Origin of the sequence: Capnocytophaga sp. oral taxon 903, from assembly GCF_013394785.1 — a bacterium.
Lineage (GTDB): Bacteria > Bacteroidota > Bacteroidia > Flavobacteriales > Flavobacteriaceae > Capnocytophaga > Capnocytophaga ochracea.
Genome location: NZ_JABXYW010000002.1, coordinates 402,611 through 421,047, shown reverse-complemented (window position 1 = coordinate 421,047; position 18,437 = coordinate 402,611). Strand labels below are relative to the sequence as shown.

Here is an 18,437-nt window from a genome sequence, read left to right as displayed (position 1 = left end):
TAAAAATATAAGTTTGTTTTTACGGTTGTAAATAGTACAACAACCGTGCCAAAGAGTATTTTTTAAGGTAAAAGTTAAGATTTAATAGTGGAGAGTGAAAAAGGGTTTGAGCGAAGGGAAAACGGTGTGAGACACACAGATAAATTATTAGTAGATTGGTGGATTTGGATATTACGGTTAGTTTACACAAGTCTTATACGATATAACGGGCAATGAACTATAGGGGAGTGAAGCTAAGGTGAATCTGAGTCCAAGAAAAGTATTAGATTTTGAAAAACTAAAAGACTTATTCTATTAAAAGGCAACTAAAAAATTGTACTTGATGGTGGAAATCGCGTCGTGTTAAAATTATCAATGGTTAATTGCTAATTGTGAATTGTTTTGTATCTTTGCCCTCTCACTTTAAATCTCAAAAAAACTCTTACATATATATCCAGCTAACGCTGGCTTTACCTAAAAAAATGTACTTAATATTTGATACTGAAACTACGGGTTTACCCCGCCGTTGGGACGCTCCCCTTACTGATAGTGACAACTGGCCTCGCGTCGTGCAGATTGCTTGGCAATTGCACGATGAGTGGGGTACACTCATAGAACATCAGGACTTTTTGATAAAGCCCGATGGTTTCGATGTGCCTTATGATGCCGAAAAAGTACACGGTATCTCTACCCAATTAGCAGAAGCGCAAGGGGTACCTATCGCTGAGGTGTTCAAAGCGTTCAACGAAGCACTCAGCAAAGCGCAATATGTAGTGGGACAAAATATAGGCTTTGATATCAATATTATGGGGGCTGAGTTTTACCGCTATGGGGTGGAGAGTCCACTTACTCAGATGCCTGTAATCGACACTTGTACTGAGGCAACTGCCAACCTCTGCCAGATAGCAGGCGGAAAAGGAGGACGTTATAAGCTGCCTACCCTCACCGAGTTGCACTCTTTTCTCTTTGGCGTACCCTTTGCCGAGGCGCACAATGCCACTGCCGATGTGGAAGCAACTACGCGCTGTTTCTTTGAATTGATACGTCGTGGTGAAGGCTTCCAAGAAGGTACTTTCAGTAGCGACTATATCAAAGAATTTCAAGGGCATCACACCTCGCCTATAGCTCTTATCGGACTCAAGCACGTGAACCTCAAAGAGGCTTCCGATGCCTTGCGAAAAAGCAGTAGCACTGCACAAACTACCGAACCTCACGTCGATGCTTCACTGTTAGAAAATGCGGTATTCGCCCACCTGCACAACCATACACAACACTCTATATTACAATCTACTACGTCTATAAAAGACCTCGTAAAAATCACCGCCAAAGAGAAGATGCCTGCCGTAGCGCTTACTGATAGTGGCAATATGATGGCTGCCTTCCACTTTGTGCAAGCCGTACAAGGACATAACAAAGAGGCGGAAGCTAAAAACAAAGAGGCTGAAGAAAAGGGCGAAACCCCTACCGAAACACTCATCAAGCCTATTATAGGTTGTGAGTTCAATATCTGCGAAAATCACTTAGATAGAACCCGACAAGACAACGGCTACCAAGTGGTGATTTTAGCTAAAAACAAACAGGGCTATCACAATCTTACCAAGATGGCTTCTATCGCTTCTACCAAAGGCTTTTACTATGTGCCTCGTATAGATAAGGCGATTGTAGAGCAGTACAAAAGCGATTTAATAGTGCTTTCTGGAGGTATGAATGGCGAAGTGCCGTCTAAAATATTAAACATTGGTACCAAGCAGGCGGAAGAGGCACTCTTGTGGTGGAAAGAGCAGTTCGGCGAGGATTTCTATTTAGAGGTGATGCGCCACAACCAAGAAGATGAAAACCGCGTAAACGAAACCCTTGTAGAGTTCTCTAGAAAATATGGGGTCAAGCTCATTGCTACTAACAATACCTTTTATCTCCATAAAAAAGATGCCAATGCCCACGATATTCTGTTGTGTGTGAAAGACGGCGAAAAGCAGAAAACACCTATCGGGCGCGGCCGTGGCTATCGTTTTGGAATGCCTAATAACGAGTATTATTTCAAAACTTCAGCCGAAATGAAGGCGCTCTTCAAGGATATTCCTGAGGCGATTCTCAATATTCAAGAAATTATCGACAAGGTAGAGCCCTATGGCTTGGCGCGTGATATCCTCTTGCCTAAGTTTGATATCCTCGAAGAATTTCAGGTAGAAGACGACCCTACGGGCAAAAAAGGTGAAAACAATTATTTGCGTCATCTTACTTATGAAGGGGCTAAACGCAAATACCCCGAAATTACCGATGAGGTGCGGGAGCGTTTGGATTTTGAGCTTTCTATTATTGAAAAAACAGGTTACCCAGGTTACTTCCTTATCGTACAAGATTTTATAGCCGCAGCGCGACGTATGAACGTATCAGTAGGACCTGGACGGGGTTCGGCTGCGGGTTCGGCAGTGGCGTTCTGTTTGGATATTACCAATATGGATCCTATTAAGTACGACCTCCTCTTTGAGCGTTTCCTCAACCCCGACCGTGTGTCTATGCCCGATATCGATATCGACTTCGAGGACTCGGGTCGCCAAGATGTAATCAACTATGTGATTGATAAGTATGGCGAGAGTCAGGTAGCGCGGATTATCACTTATGGTAAAATGGCTGCCAAATCGGCTATCAAAGATACGGCTCGCGTGCTGGATGTACCTCTACAAGAGTCGAATAGATTAGCGGGCTTAGTGCCTAATGGGGTGTCATCTTTAGGGAAGATGTTCGGTTGGGACGATAAAACCCTCAAAGAAAAAGTGCGTAGTGAAGAACTGCCAAAAGTAGACGAACTGAAACGTCTTTTAGCAGGAGAAGGGGAGGAGGAGAGTACTCAAACCATTCAGCAGGCAAATATTATTGAAGGTTCGGTGCGCAACACGGGTATCCACGCTTGTGGGGTGATTATTACCCCCGATGATATCACCAACTTTGTGCCGGTAGCTTTAGCCAAAGATTCAGACTTGTTTGTGACTCAGTTCGATAACTCGGTAGTAGAGAGCGCAGGGTTGCTGAAAATGGACTTCTTGGGGCTCAGTACTCTTACGCTTATCAAAGATACTATTGAAAATATCAAACAAACGCATAATATAGAGCTCGATGCAGAGGCTTTTCCGCTCGACGATAAAAAGACTTACGAACTCTTCCAGCGTGGTGAGACGGTCGGGATTTTCCAATACGAGTCCACTGGTATGCAGAAATATATGCGAGAGCTTAAACCTACGGTCTTTGCCGACCTGATAGCGATGAATGCTCTTTATCGTCCAGGCCCATTGGAATATATACCGAGCTTTATCAAGCGGAAACACGGTATTGAGCCCATTGAGTACGACCTCCCCGATATGGAGGAATACCTCAAAGAAACTTATGGAATTACCGTTTATCAAGAACAGGTGATGTTACTATCGCAGAAATTGGCAGGTTTTACCAAAGGTGAAGCCGACGTGCTCCGTAAGGCAATGGGTAAGAAACAAATAGCCGTGCTAGCCAAGATGAAGCCTAAGTTCATTACCCAAGCCTCCGAAAAAGGTCACGACGCCCAAAAACTCGAAAAGATATGGGCAGACTGGGAGAAGTTTGCTGCTTATGCATTCAACAAATCGCACTCTACCTGTTATGCGTGGGTGGGGTATCAAACAGCTTACCTCAAAGCCAATTACCCTGCCGAGTATATGGCAGCAGTACTCTCTAACAATATGAACGACATCAAAACGATTACTTTCTTCCTCGAAGAGTGTCACCGAATGGGTATCAAGGTGTTACCTCCTGATGTGAATGAATCGTTGTACAAATTTACCGTAAATAAAAACGGTGACATACGCTTCGGGATGGGGGCTGTGAAAGGAGTAGGAAAAGCAGCAGTCGATACGATTGTAGAACAACGCCAAGAGCGTCCTTATACCTCTATTTTCGATTTGGCAAAACGCGTAGATTATAAGAGTATCAACAAGAAAGCCTTTGAAAGTATCGCTTTGGCAGGAGGTTTTGATTCGTTCACTAATGTACACCGTGCTCAGTACTTCCACGCTGAAGCTGACGGCGTTCCCTTTCTCGAAAAAGCCATTCGCTTTGGTACTAAATACCAAGAGAGTAAGAACTCTGCCCAAATGAGTCTGTTTGGTGGTGAGAGTGAAGTAGATATCCCTGAACCTGCTGTGCCTAAATGTGAAACGTGGGGTAACCTTGAGCAGTTGCGCCGTGAAAAGGAGGTCGTAGGTATCTATATCTCAGGGCACCCGCTCGACGATTTTAAGCACGAGTTACAAAACTTTTGCAATATCAGTCTATCGGAATTGCAAGACTTACAACCTTTTATTAACCGTGAACTCACTGTTGCGGGTATGGTAGCTGACCTGCAACATCGTACGGCTAAGAACGGAAAAGGTTATGGCTTTTTTACTCTTGAGGATTACGACGGCTCCTACGAGTTTAAACTCTTTGGAGATGATTATTTGAACTATCAGAAATATATGGTACCAGGAGCGTTTTTGTATATCAAGTTTAAGATAGTAGAAGGATTTCTCAATAGGGAAACCAACCAAAGAGGTGAACCTCGAATACAGTTTCTACAGATGATGCAGTTGCAAGATGTGATGGAAACCCTCTCTAAAAAACTTACTTTACACGTGAATATAGAGGAGATTAACCAAGATTTGATTGCAAAATACAAAGATTTACTACAAAAGCACAAAGGGAAACAGTCTATTTACTTTGTTGTGCATCATCACAATGAAAATATTCACCTAAATATGGAAAATGGCAATCTAAAGGTGGCGATTACTAAATCTTTTTTAGATGATTTAGACGCTCTATTTGCAAAATATCATCTCAATGACCGCAGAATGGAGAAAATAGTTGCTAAAAAGACAGAAGATACTCACGACGACGAGGAAATGGCAATGGAGGATTTGGGATTATCGGAGTAGACAATTAGTTAATTTCTATTTTGACTGCTGACGCCTAACAGCTAAAAAAATCTTCAATCGTAACTCGTAGTTTGCAATTATTTTGTACTTTTGCACAACCACTTAAAAAGAAAAAGAAATGAGTGCATTGAGCGTTAATCACCTGTTGGGCATTAAGTATATCACCGAAAAGGATATACAGTTAATATTTGAAACAGCTGACCACTTCAAGGAGGTTATTAACCGTCCTATTAAAAAAGTGCCTTCGTTGCGCGATATTACTATTGCCAACCTCTTCTTCGAGAATAGTACGCGCACTCGTCTTTCCTTTGAATTGGCAGAAAAACGTCTTTCTGCCGATGTGATTAACTTTTCGGCTTCTCAATCATCGGTAGCCAAAGGGGAAACCTTAGTAGATACCGTGAACAATATCCTCTCGATGAAAGTGGATATGGTAGTGATGCGTCACCCGAATCCAGGTGCGGGAGTCTTCCTCTCACAACACGTTAAAGCCTCAATTGTAAACGCTGGCGATGGAGCTCACGAACACCCTACACAAGCACTTTTAGACTCATATTCTATACGCGAACGTTTAGGAGATGTTGCTGGTAAAAAAGTAGTGATAGTGGGGGATATACTGCACTCGCGCGTGGCACTTTCTAATATCTTTGCACTCCACAAGCAAGGAGCTGAAGTGATGCTATGTGCGCCTCAAACGCTTATTCCTAAATACATTCATAAATTGAACGTGAAGGTAGAAACCAATTTGCGCAAGGCTTTGAACTGGTGTGATGTGGCTAATATGTTGCGTATACAAAATGAGCGACTCGACATCAGTTATTTTCCTTCTACCCGCGAATATGTACAACAATACGGACTCACCAAAGAGCTGTTGGATAGCCTTGACAAAGAAATAGTAATTATGCACCCAGGACCTATCAATCGAGGGGTAGAAATTACCAGCGAAGTAGCTGATAGCTCCCAATCGATTATTTTACAACAAGTAGAAAATGGGGTAGCCATACGAATGGCAGTGATTTATTTGTTGGCGAGCAAGATTTAATTAGGTAAAAGGTAAAAGATAAAAGATAAAAGGTAAAGCCAGCGAGGGCTTACAGCTGGGTATGTGAATAAAAAGTAAAAGGTAAAAAAGCGCGATGTTTACTATTTAAACATCGCGCTTTTTTAATTGTTAATTGTCAATTATTAATTGTTGTTATCTTCTAATTCTGATGGTGATAAGGGCAAAGATAAAAGTGGTGAAAAAGGAGAAGATGGCGTACACAAGGGCAGGTTTGGTCATATCGGTATTGCCCATAAGTGTACCTGCTACCAATATCGCCAAAGCAGTGTTTTGTAGACCTACTTCTATACTGATAGTCGTTGCTTGAACGCCCGGTAATTTAAAAGATTTCAGAGCTATAAAATAACTAAGTGTCATCGCACTGAGGTGCATTAGGAGCGTAGCAGGCAAGAGTCGGATTATTTCATCTACTGAAATACCACTTCCTCCTGATTGTTCATCACCGAAAAACTTGATAAAGAATACAATTCCCAACAATATGGTATTAGTTACTTTTAAAGGAAAACGAATTTTAAGAGATACATTAGGGAAAAACCGGTTGAAGAATAAGCCCAACAAAGCTGGTATTATAATGATTTTGGCTACTTCCCAGACCATATTAAATATAGGGAGCGACACTTCGGTATGACCCCCCATAAAAACAGCTACTGCCCAATTAGACAACACCGGAATGGTAAACAGTATGAGCAAGCTATTGATAGCGGTAAGGGCTACTGCCAAAGCGGTATCGGCTTTGATAAGATAACTAATGAAATTGGAGGTAGTACCCCCAGGACATATTGATACGATGATGAGACCTACTTTTTCGGCAGGAGGTAAATTAGAAAACTCGGCAATGATAAAAGCACAGATAGGCAAGAAGACCATCTGCAAGAAAAGCCCTAAGTACAAGGGCTTTGATTTTTTGAATATGTTTTCGAAATCCGTGAAGCGCAACGAACTGCCTATCGCAAAGGTGATAAGCATCAGCACTGCCGAAAGGAGGTAATCTATAAACATCAGCAATTAGCTTTTCTAATAAGTATAGGTATAGGTAGCTTTATGAGTGTTGTTTTTCTTATATTCAGCGGACTTAGGTGTATTGTTGCTATTCCATTGATAGCTAAAAGTACGAGTAGCATTCTCTAAATCTTTATAGTCAGCTTGGGTATTATTATGGAGGTTTTTAGTATAAGAAACTACATTGTGAGGGGCTGTTCTTATAAGAGGGTCTCTGTAATAATCGCCATAGTAGTTGTAATTACTTATCAACTCTATTTCAGCTAAATATTTAAAGAGGTCTCGCTGATAGATATTCGGTTTATTATCGTATTGGTAAGTACAAGTGCCTTTGGTATTTTGGTCAGGAACTGCACCTACATAAGTTGCTTTTTCAAGAGAAGCTACTGTACCATCGGGATTGAGGGAATAAATATAATAGTCGTTAAAACCAGCGAATGAGCTATGAGCTATCATTGTTATTTTGTTTTTATCATAAGTGTAGCTATATTTTTTTGTTTCAGTTCCATCAACCGTTGTTTTACTCGCTACTTTGTTATTAAGATATTCATAAGTAATTTTTTGAACATTATCACTACGAATGATAGATTGTAAGTGATTTCCGTTATAAGTAAAGTTATAGGTATAGTTTCTGTTGCTTTGAGAATTGCTTTTAATACTGATAGCAGTTATCAACTCGCCGTTATAAGTGATGGTATAGACTTCATCAGTAGTGGGGGTACCGTTATCGACTACTTTTCTTTCAAAAGCAGTAATTTTATTACCACTTAACGTATAGGTTTCAGTGGTTTTAACAGTGCCTATACTACCAATAGTTTCCTCTACTATTGTTTTAGGAAAAGCACTGCCGAGGGTAGTGTCATCATTGCTGTCTTTTTTACAAGAAAGAAAGATAAGTGTAAGACCTATGGCTAATAATAATGTTTTTTTCATCGGTTATATACTTTTATGGCGACAAAGGTACGAAACATTTTTTAATTAGCAATAAGAAGTGTGAGCTACACGGACGGGTAGGAAATTAGCAAATGAGGTGCGAGCCTCACAGGCAGTGTGAGCCACACGGGCAGGGAAAAGATTAGCAAATTAGGAAATGAGAAAATTAGCAAATGTGGAGGGTTGAGTAGTTCGAAAGATAGCGGAGGAGAACGAAAGAGATCTGAGAGGAATTTTGGTGAAAAAAGGCTATGAGAAGGGTGGGGGTAGCTTATAGAGAGCTTATAGGAAGCTTATACGAATCTTGGACGATTGGTATAGAAAGGGTGTATAAATAGTTGATTCATAATATAATACAACAGCACTAAAAATGTTAAAAACGGGGTTTCGGGGCGAAAGAAAGGGAAAAGGTACTAGGCTTTAGGCTATAGGCACTAGGGGGGAATATAATGGAAAAGAGAAGAAATGACGAATGACCAGTGACGAATGACGAATATGGACTTTCTTTAAAGGGGAATTGTGGCGGCGGTAAGACGGTGCGTGCCATACGAGCAGGTGAAGAAGAGTGATAGAAGTTTGGGGAGATATGGGTAAAGAAAATGAGGAAATAGGCTTAAAAACAAAAAGGACTGCCAGAGAGTTTCTGGACAGCCCTTTTTAGTTTATTATAAAAGTACTATTTTTTGATATATAACCAGCCTACTTCAGATTGTTTATTATTATTCTGATCGTAGTATTCAATCACATAATAGTAAGTACCTTGTGGGAGTTTATCGGTAGCTTCTACTGTCACACGACCGTCGGAGATACCTCTAAACACACGGGTTACGTTGTCGTAGCCACTTACCTCAAATACTTTCACACCCCAACGGTTGTAGATACGTACCACATTGTTCGGATAGTTTTCTATACCACCAATATGGAAGTGGTCGTTTTTACCGTCGCCATTTACTGACATACCGTTGTAAGGTATGAGCTTGTTCACTATATCAACCGTTACAGTAGCACTGCTACAACCTGCGGAGTTACAGATTTCGTACACAAAAGTATCAGTTCCTACAAAGCCTGTGTGAGGTCTGTATTCTACCGTATTATCGGCATTTACAACTACCGTACCGTTTGTAGGTTGGGTTACTACATTAGGAGTAGTCGCTCCGTTGAGGGTATCGTTCGCTAACACAGCAATATTTACAGGAGTATTCAACGCTGTAGAAACCCTATCGTCTACCGCTACCGGAGTAGGTGTAGGTGTTGCTGTTCCCACTACTGTTACTACCAAGGTTTGCGTACCGGTACAGTTAGTAGGGTTCAAGACCTCACAATAGCTGTAAGTAATGGTATAAGTACCTGCTGGAGTATTACCTGGAATGGTTACCTCTCCGGTATTAGGGTCGAGAGTAGGTTTGTTGCCAGGATTACTTGGGTTAGTAACCGTCATAGTTACATTACCACCAGGGCCAGCTGTTGGTGTTACTGTACCGCCTATCTTATCGTTGTTTAAGATACTTGGGATAGTTTGAGTGGTGGTGCTTGGTGTTACGGTCATTGGGTCAGGGACTACTGTAATGGTTGGTGTACCCACCTTAATTACGGCAGTAGCTGTTTGACAGTTACTATTTGGATTAAGCGCTTCGCACTCTTTATAAGTAATGGTATAAGTACCTGCAGGTGTATTGGCAGGGATAGTTACCACACCGTTTTCAGGATTCAAGACAGGAACATTACCACCGTTGATAGGAGTAGCAGGCACTACATTGGTAATAGTTACCGTACCACCAGTTCCAGCTGTTGGTTTAGTACCTCCTAAACTATCGTTGTCAAGTACACTGATTGTGGTTTGAGTTGTTAAACCATCAGGTATGTTAAAGGTATCGTCTTGTACAGTAAGAGTTGCAGCACCTACTGTTACTACCAAGGTTTGCGTACCGGTACAGTTAGTAGGGTTCAAGACCTCACAATAGCTGTAAGTAATGGTATAAGTACCTGCTGGAGTATTACCTGGAATGGTTACCTCTCCGGTATTAGGGTCGAGAGTAGGTTTGTTGCCAGGATTACTTGGGTTAGTAACCGTCATAGTTACATTACCACCAGGGCCAGCTGTTGGTGTTACTGTACCGCCTATCTTATCGTTGTTTAAGATACTTGGGATAGTTTGAGTGGTGGTGCTTGGTGTTACGGTCATTGGGTCAGGGACTACTGTAATGGTTGGTGTACCCACCTTAATTACGGCAGTAGCTGTTTGACAGTTACTATTTGGATTAAGCGCTTCGCACTCTTTATAAGTAATGGTATAAGTACCTGCAGGTGTATTGGCAGGGATAGTTACCACACCGTTTTCAGGATTCAAGACAGGAACATTACCACCGTTGATAGGAGTAGCAGGCACTACATTGGTAATAGTTACCGTACCACCAGTTCCAGCTGTTGGTTTAGTACCTCCTAAACTATCGTTGTCAAGTACACTGATTGTGGTTTGAGTTGTTAAACCATCAGGTATGTTAAAGGTATCGTCTTGTACAGTAAGAGTTGCAGCACCTACTGTTACTACCAAGGTTTGCGTACCGGTACAGTTAGTAGGGTTCAAGACCTCACAATAGCTGTAAGTAATGGTATAAGTACCTGCTGGAGTATTACCTGGAATGGTTACCTCTCCGGTATTAGGGTCGAGAGTAGGTTTGTTGCCAGGATTACTTGGGTTAGTAACCGTCATAGTTACATTACCACCAGGGCCAGCTGTTGGTGTTACTGTACCGCCTATCTTATCGTTGTTTAAGATACTTGGGATAGTTTGAGTGGTGGTGCTTGGTGTTACGGTCATTGGGTCAGGGACTACTGTAATGGTTGGTGTACCCACCTTAATTACGGCAGTAGCTGTTTGACAGTTACTATTTGGATTAAGCGCTTCGCACTCTTTATAAGTAATGGTATAAGTACCTGCAGGTGTATTGGCAGGGATAGTTACCACACCGTTTTCAGGATTCAAGACAGGAACATTACCACCGTTGATAGGAGTAGCAGGCACTACATTGGTAATAGTTACCGTACCACCAGTTCCAGCTGTTGGTTTAGTACCTCCTAAACTATCGTTGTCAAGTACACTGATTGTGGTTTGAGTTGTTAAACCATCAGGTATGTTAAAGGTATCGTCTTGTACAGTAAGAGTTGCAGCACCTACTGTTACACCAAGGTTTGCGTACCGGTACAGTTAGTAGGGTTCAAGACCTCACAATAGCTGTAAGTAATGGTATAAGTACCTGCTGGAGTATTACCTGGAATGGTTACCTCTCCGGTATTAGGGTCGAGAGTAGGTTTGTTGCCAGGATTACTTGGGTTAGTAACCGTCATAGTTACATTACCACCAGGGCCAGCCGTTGGTGTTACTGTACCGCCTATCTTATCGTTGTTTAAGATACTTGGATAGTTTGAGTGGTGGTGCTTGGTGTTACGGTCATTGGGTCAGGGACTACTGTAATGGTTGGTGTACCCACCTTAATTACGGCAGTAGCTGTTTGACAGTTACTATTTGGATTAAGCGCTTCGCACTCTTTATAAGTAATGGTATAAGTACCTGCAGGTGTATTGGCAGGGATAGTTACCACACCGTTTTCAGGATTCAAGACAGGAACATTACCACCGTTGATAGGAGTAGCAGGCACTACATTGGTAATAGTTACCGTACCACCAGTTCCAGCTGTTGGTTTAGTACCTCCTAAACTATCGTTGTCAAGTACACTGATTGTGGTTTGAGTTGTTAAACCATCAGGTATGTTAAAGGTATCGTCTTGTACAGTAAGAGTTGCAGCACCTACTGTTACCACCAAGGTTTGCGTACCGGTACAGTTAGTAGGGTTCAAGACCTCACAATAGCTGTAAGTAATGGTATAAGTACCTGCTGGAGTATTACCTGGAATGGTTACCTCTCCGGTATTAGGGTCGAGAGTAGGTTTGTTGCCAGGATTACTTGGGTTAGTAACCGTCATAGTTACATTACCACCAGGGCCAGCCGTTGGTGTTACTGTACCGCCTATCTTATCGTTGTTTAAGATACTTGGAATAGTTTGAGTGGTGGTGCTTGGTGTTACGGTCATTGGGTCAGGGACTACTGTAATGGTCGGTGTACCCACCTTAATTACGGCAGTAGCTGTCTGACAGTTACTATTTGGATTAAGCGCTTCGCACTCTTTATAAGTAATGGTATAAGTACCTGCAGGTGTATTGGCAGGGATAGTTACCACACCGTTTTCAGGATTCAAGACAGGAACATTACCACCGTTGATAGGAGTAGCAGGCACTACATTGGTAATAGTTACCGTACCACCAGTTCCAGCTGTTGGTTTAGTACCTCCTAAACTATCGTTGTCAAGTACACTGATTGTGGTTTGAGTTGTTAAACCATCAGGTATGTTAAAGGTATCGTCTTGTACAGTAAGAGTTGCAGCACCTACTGTTACCACCAAGGTTTGCGTACCGGTACAGTTAGTAGGGTTCAAGACCTCACAATAGCTGTAAGTAATGGTATAAGTACCTGCTGGAGTATTACCTGGAATGGTTACCTCTCCGGTATTAGGGTCGAGAGTAGGTTTGTTGCCAGGATTACTTGGGTTAGTAACCGTCATAGTTACATTACCACCAGGGCCAGCTGTTGGTGTTACTGTACCGCCTATCTTATCGTTGTTTAAGATACTTGGGATAGTTTGAGTGGTGGTGCTTGGTGTTACGGTCATTGGGTCAGGGACTACTGTAATGGTCGGTGTACCCACCTTAATTACGGCAGTAGCTGTCTGACAGTTACTATTTGGATTAAGCGCTTCGCACTCTTTATAAGTAATGGTATAAGTACCTGCAGGTGTATTGGCAGGGATAGTTACCACACCGTTTTCAGGATTCAAGACAGGAACATTACCACCGTTGATAGGAGTAGCAGGCACTACATTGGTAATAGTTACCGTACCACCAGTTCCAGCTGTTGGTTTAGTACCTCCTAAACTATCGTTGTCAAGTACACTGATTGTGGTTTGAGTTGTTAAACCATCAGGTATGTTAAAGGTATCGTCTTGTACAGTAAGAGTTGCAGCACCTACTGTTACCACCAAGGTTTGCGTACCGGTACAGTTAGTAGGGTTCAAGACCTCACAATAGCTGTAAGTAATGGTATAAGTACCTGCTGGAGTATTACCTGGAATGGTTACCTCTCCGGTATTAGGGTCGAGAGTAGGTTTGTTGCCAGGATTACTTGGGTTAGTAACCGTCATAGTTACATTACCACCAGGGCCAGCTGTTGGTGTTACTGTACCGCCTATCTTATCGTTGTTTAAGATACTTGGGATAGTTTGAGTGGTGGTGCTTGGTGTTACGGTCATTGGGTCAGGGACTACTGTAATGGTTGGTGTACCCACCTTAATTACGGCAGTAGCTGTTTGACAGTTACTATTTGGATTAAGCGCTTCGCACTCTTTATAAGTAATGGTATAAGTACCTGCAGGTGTATTGGCAGGGATAGTTACCACACCGTTTTCAGGATTCAAGACAGGAACATTACCACCGTTGATAGGAGTAGCAGGCACTACATTGGTAATAGTTACCGTACCACCAGTTCCAGCTGTTGGTTTAGTACCTCCTAAACTATCGTTGTCAAGTACACTGATTGTGGTTTGAGTTGTTAAACCATCAGGTATGTTAAAGGTATCGTCTTGTACAGTAAGAGTTGCAGCACCTACTGTTACCACCAAGGTTTGCGTACCGGTACAGTTAGTAGGGTTCAAGACCTCACAATAGCTGTAAGTAATGGTATAAGTACCTGCTGGAGTATTACCTGGAATGGTTACCTCTCCGGTATTAGGGTCGAGAGTAGGTTTGTTGCCAGGATTACTTGGGTTAGTAACCGTCATAGTTACATTACCACCAGGGCCAGCCGTTGGTGTTACTGTACCGCCTATCTTATCGTTGTTTAAGATACTTGGAATAGTTTGAGTGGTGGTGCTTGGTGTTACGGTCATTGGGTCAGGGACTACTGTAATGGTTGGTGTACCCACCTTAATTACGGCAGTAGCTGTTTGACAGTTACTATTTGGATTAAGCGCTTCGCACTCTTTATAAGTAATGGTATAAGTACCTGCAGGTGTATTGGCAGGGATAGTTACCACACCGTTTTCAGGATTCAAGACAGGAACATTACCACCGTTGATAGGAGTAGCAGGCACTACATTGGTAATAGTTACCGTACCACCAGTTCCAGCTGTTGGTTTAGTACCTCCTAAACTATCGTTGTCAAGTACACTGATTGTGGTTTGAGTTGTTAAACCATCAGGTATGTTAAAGGTATCGTCTTGTACAGTAAGAGTTGCAGCACCTACTGTTACCACCAAGGTTTGCGTACCGGTACAGTTAGTAGGGTTCAAGACCTCACAATAGCTGTAAGTAATGGTATAAGTACCTGCTGGAGTATTACCTGGAATGGTTACCTCTCCGGTATTAGGGTCGAGAGTAGGTTTGTTGCCAGGATTACTTGGGTTAGTAACCGTCATAGTTACATTACCACCAGGGCCAGCTGTTGGTGTTACTGTACCGCCTATCTTATCGTTGTTTAAGATACTTGGAATAGTTTGAGTGGTGGTGCTTGGTGTTACGGTCATTGGGTCAGGGACTACTGTAATGGTCGGTGTACCCACCTTAATTACGGCAGTAGCTGTTTGACAGTTACTATTTGGATTAAGCGCTTCGCACTCTTTATAAGTAATGGTATAAGTACCTGCAGGTGTATTGGCAGGGATAGTTACCACACCGTTTTCAGGATTCAAGACAGGAACATTACCACCGTTGATAGGAGTAGCAGGCACTACATTGGTAATAGTTACCGTACCACCAGTTCCAGCTGTTGGTTTAGTACCTCCTAAACTATCGTTGTCAAGTACACTGATTGTGGTTTGAGTTGTTAAACCATTAGGTATGTTAAAGGTATCGTCTTTCACTACTAAAGGAGTTACTCCTAAATGAATAGTAGAAGTACCTGTTTTTGTGTTACCAAAAGTGTCTTTGGCTACAAAGGTAACTGTGATAATACCGCCTGGTACAGTACAAAGGTCAGCTGGAGGATTATAGTTATTTGTAATAGTAGCTATCGCACCACAAGCATCGGTGGCGGTAGCTGTACCAAGCCAATTGTTGATAGCCGTAGTAGCCGTAGTTGAGTTGCACACTATATTTAAAGGAGTAGGTGCTGTGAAAGTAGGAGCAGTAGTATCGTCTACTGTTAAGGTAACGGTTACGATACCGCTAGTACAGCCATTGTTATTGATAGCTCGTACATAAGCAGTTGCAGTAGTACGAGTTGTTACATTCGTATTAATAGTAGGAGCTACAGTGCTACTTGCAGTAGCTGTAGGAGTAGCATACCAACGCAAGGTAGTTCCTACTGCAGGTGTTACGTAGTTAGCAAACGACACAACATTACTAGTTGCTGTAGGACAAAGTGCAGTAGTAGTGCTTACAGTAGGAGCATCTGTACTATATACAGTAAGTGTTGCTACAGTACTTGTAGCTACGCCACAAGAACCAGTTACTACCGCATAGTAATAAGTAGTGCCCGTAGCTGTAGTAGGAGGTGTATAGGTAGCTGCATTAGCTCCCGTAATAAGAGAGCCTCCTGTATTGTTATTGGTTGTATTAGAATACCATTGATAAGCAAGAGTGCCTTCACCCGTTGCTACTACATTGAGAGCTGTAGCTGTAGCATCCTTACAAATAGGAGTTGTAGGAGTTATTGGCTGAGTAGTGATAGTAGTAACTGCTTGTTTAGTGTAAGTGAACTCATTAGAGTATACCGTAAGATTATCACATAAATTTTGTATATCAGCTGTATATCTTACCCTAAAAGTAGCACCACTTGGAGTATTATTAGGATTTATAGAGAAAGCTTTTAATTCTCCTTTATCAGGAATATCGCTGTATTTCATACCTCCATACTGTTGCCAGGGATCAGTAGGAGTTGTTTTATATTCTAAGAAATATCCAAAATATATTCTTCCATGACCTGTTTTAGCTTTATATCCTGTAGCTAATGAAGCTTTAGCTGTAATAGAAACAGTATTATTACAAACTCCTGTAATATTTGGATAAGCAGGAGTAGTAATTTTAATCACATCAGAAGCGGTAAGTACTTGTACTCTTGCTACTGTACTGGTTACTGTACCACAAGTACCCGTAACTGCTACGTAGTAGTAAGTGCTACCCGCAGTTGTAGTAGGAGGTGTATAGGTAGCTACATTAGCTCCCGTAATAAGAGTACCTCCCGTATTGTTATTAGTTGTATTAGAATACCATTGATAACTAAGCGTTCCTTGCCCAGTAGCTGTTACACTAAGAGCCGTAGGTGTAGCATCTTTACAGTAAGCTACTGAAGTTGCTGGTTGAGTTGTGATAGTAGTACTAGCGTTTACATTCAGTTTTACTTCATTAGAATATTTAGTGAGAGTACCACAGAATTTTGCACTATTACTATAAGTATATTTTATCCTTACTGTAGCCTCATTGTAAGCTAATGCTTTTAAAACACTAGGCTGATAGGTAAGGTCATTAGTCACACTATTGTTAGTTGTAATTGCTTCCCAAGTAGTGCTACCTTTCTTTTTAGCTTGTAATTCATAGTTAAGCGTTCCTCCTGCATAGGCTGGAGTAATGGTAGCTTTAGCAAGATAAGAAGGAGCATTTCCTGTATTATCACATACTGTTTGCTCTGTGAGAGCTGTATTTACTGTAATAATATTTGCTTTTTTTACCGAGGTAGGACACATCTCTACCAAATAGCCTGCCGCTTGTGCATCACTACTGTCCTCTATGGTTATTTTTGTAAAAGGTTTACTAGAAGTTACTTTATAAGCTATATCTGTTACCTTTGTAGGGTTCTTTACCGAAATAAGACGACTGTTAGCACTTGAATTAGTTACATTTACATCGTTTCCATTACATCTAAAAGCCTCTCTGAGAGTAATATCACCACAATCTACACTAACTTTTGCTCTATCATAAGCGCTAATACCATTTCCACCTCCCATTCCTACAAACCAAAGTTCAGCTTCTGTTACAGGCTCTTCAAAAGTATAAGTAAGTGTTTTAATATTGTTGTTACTATTAAGTACCCAAGGTAAATCGCCACTATAGCTACTTTGGCAATAAATAGAACTTCTAGGCTCTCCTGCATTCGAAAAGTTCCCCTTGCCTGTATAAGAACGCGTTACCTTTACTCCTCCCATAGTGGCGGTTGCATTTTGTTCTCTTCCAAACTGAGCGTTAGGCATTGTATCACAACTTGCATCTGCAATAATAGATGCTAAACAAATTTCCACGAAGAAACCATAACCACCTGTTTGTCGTTGTTTTTCTATAACTTGTAACACAAGTTCTGTAAAAGGCTCTGTAGAAGTAATCCCTATTTTAGCATCGGTAGTCTTATCGTCTATAGATGATATTTCATTACCTGAGACAGTAAGTAAATTATTCTCACCACAAGTAGAACGTGCGTGTAAAGTTGCCGTTCCTTTATTAGTTGTTATTTTAACCACATCTATATGAGGATAAGATTGCCATCCACCAGGCTTACGTTTTCCACTATAACCAAAGGCTGCTAAAAAAACTTCAACATCTATTACGGGCTTACTAAACTTATAGGTAATTTTGCTTACCTTATTAGAGTCCATAAAAGGATATTTCTTGCCACCAAAAGTATTCTTACGAGATTTACCACAATAGGTTTCGTCACTTTGCGTATCTCCAGGAATAGTTTCCTGATTAGAATACATAATCTTATCAATAGACCAACCTCTCGTTTCTAATATGCGAGTTACTGTAATACCTCTAACAACAGCGGTTTCTTCTACTCTTTTTTCAGTAGCCGTACCCACTCTTGTATAAGCAACAGGCTCAGGCATAGAATTACAAGACTGCACTTGTGCTTCTACCCCCTCAAAAGAGATTAAGAAAAATGCTATAGCTAATAGAATTTTAGTGATATTTTTCATTCTTGTTTTGTAAAAAGACATTGTTAGTGATTTATTTTGGGCGCAAAATTAGTAAAGATTTTTTACATTCTCTACACTGATATAATAATTAACACATTTTTAACAAGTTTAAGGGTAAAAATAACCGTTTTTAATTCTTTTTAAATCTCTTTTTCTTTACACTTTCTACTCTTTACCTTTCATTACTTGTGTAAAAAATAACACTGTTATATCCTCTGTTTCTGCTGTAATCTGTTTTCTCTTTCAAAGGTAGGTACGAGCTATAAGAAACGCACCAGCGGAGAGGAAAAAAGATAGCTTCGCTACAAAGAGTCTCGCACAGATTTCACGGAACACACGGATTTTTCACAGACAAATTTTAGATGCTATTCATTTTATCCACGGAATTTAGCAACAAGTTGCTTAGATTTCACAGAAGTATACTGTAAAAAGAAACTGTAAATCAGAGTTATATATTGAACGGACATTAACTCTTAATTTCGTGTGTTTGCTCTATTTGCTAATTGTTTT

7 protein-coding genes are annotated in these 18,437 nt (G+C 41.2%); 2 read left to right on the top strand and 5 right to left on the bottom strand.

The window, feature by feature from the left end; translation table 11 throughout:
• The first annotated feature begins 461 nt into the window (after nt 1-461).
• Together dnaE and HW279_RS01720 are read left to right on the top strand one after the other, a co-directional pair.
• On the top strand, nt 462-4,919 hold the full coding sequence (gene dnaE / locus HW279_RS01725; RefSeq protein ID WP_178957726.1) for a DNA polymerase III subunit alpha: 4,458 nt from the start codon (nt 462-464) through the stop codon (nt 4,917-4,919).
• A 118-nt stretch (nt 4,920-5,037) separates the two neighbouring features.
• On the top strand, nt 5,038-5,961 hold the full coding sequence (locus HW279_RS01720) for an aspartate carbamoyltransferase catalytic subunit (RefSeq protein WP_178957725.1): 924 nt from the start codon (nt 5,038-5,040) through the stop codon (nt 5,959-5,961).
• A gap of 153 nt (nt 5,962-6,114) precedes the next feature.
• Here the strand turns inward: HW279_RS01720 and HW279_RS01715 are convergent, their stop codons facing one another.
• The 5 genes from HW279_RS01715 to HW279_RS01695 all read right to left on the bottom strand — a co-directional run bounded on the left by HW279_RS01715 (nt 6,115) and on the right by HW279_RS01695 (nt 17,927).
• Entirely contained in the window at nt 6,115-6,981 is an 867-nt protein-coding gene (locus tag HW279_RS01715; protein WP_048747324.1) for a bile acid:sodium symporter family protein, read from the bottom strand.
• Between the two features lie 15 nt (nt 6,982-6,996).
• Nucleotides 6,997-7,914 carry a hypothetical protein gene (locus HW279_RS01710; RefSeq protein WP_178957724.1) on the bottom strand — a complete coding sequence of 306 codons (918 nt, stop codon included), beginning with the start codon at nt 7,912-7,914 and terminating at the stop codon, nt 6,997-6,999.
• Between the two features lie 676 nt (nt 7,915-8,590).
• The gene (locus tag HW279_RS11235) at nt 8,591-10,936 is read right to left on the bottom strand and encodes a gliding motility-associated C-terminal domain-containing protein (RefSeq protein WP_178957723.1); all 2,346 of its coding nucleotides are present in this window, start codon (nt 10,934-10,936) and stop codon (nt 8,591-8,593) included.
• A 155-nt stretch (nt 10,937-11,091) separates the two neighbouring features.
• Nucleotides 11,092-11,259, bottom strand: coding sequence for a hypothetical protein (locus HW279_RS01700; RefSeq protein ID WP_178957722.1), 168 nt, complete (start codon nt 11,257-11,259; stop codon nt 11,092-11,094).
• Nucleotides 11,260-11,318: 59 nt separating this feature from the next.
• A complete protein-coding gene (locus HW279_RS01695) occupies nt 11,319-17,927 on the bottom strand; it encodes a beta strand repeat-containing protein (protein ID WP_178957721.1) in 6,609 nt (2,202 codons plus the stop codon).
• Nucleotides 17,928-18,437: the final 510 nt, after the last annotated feature.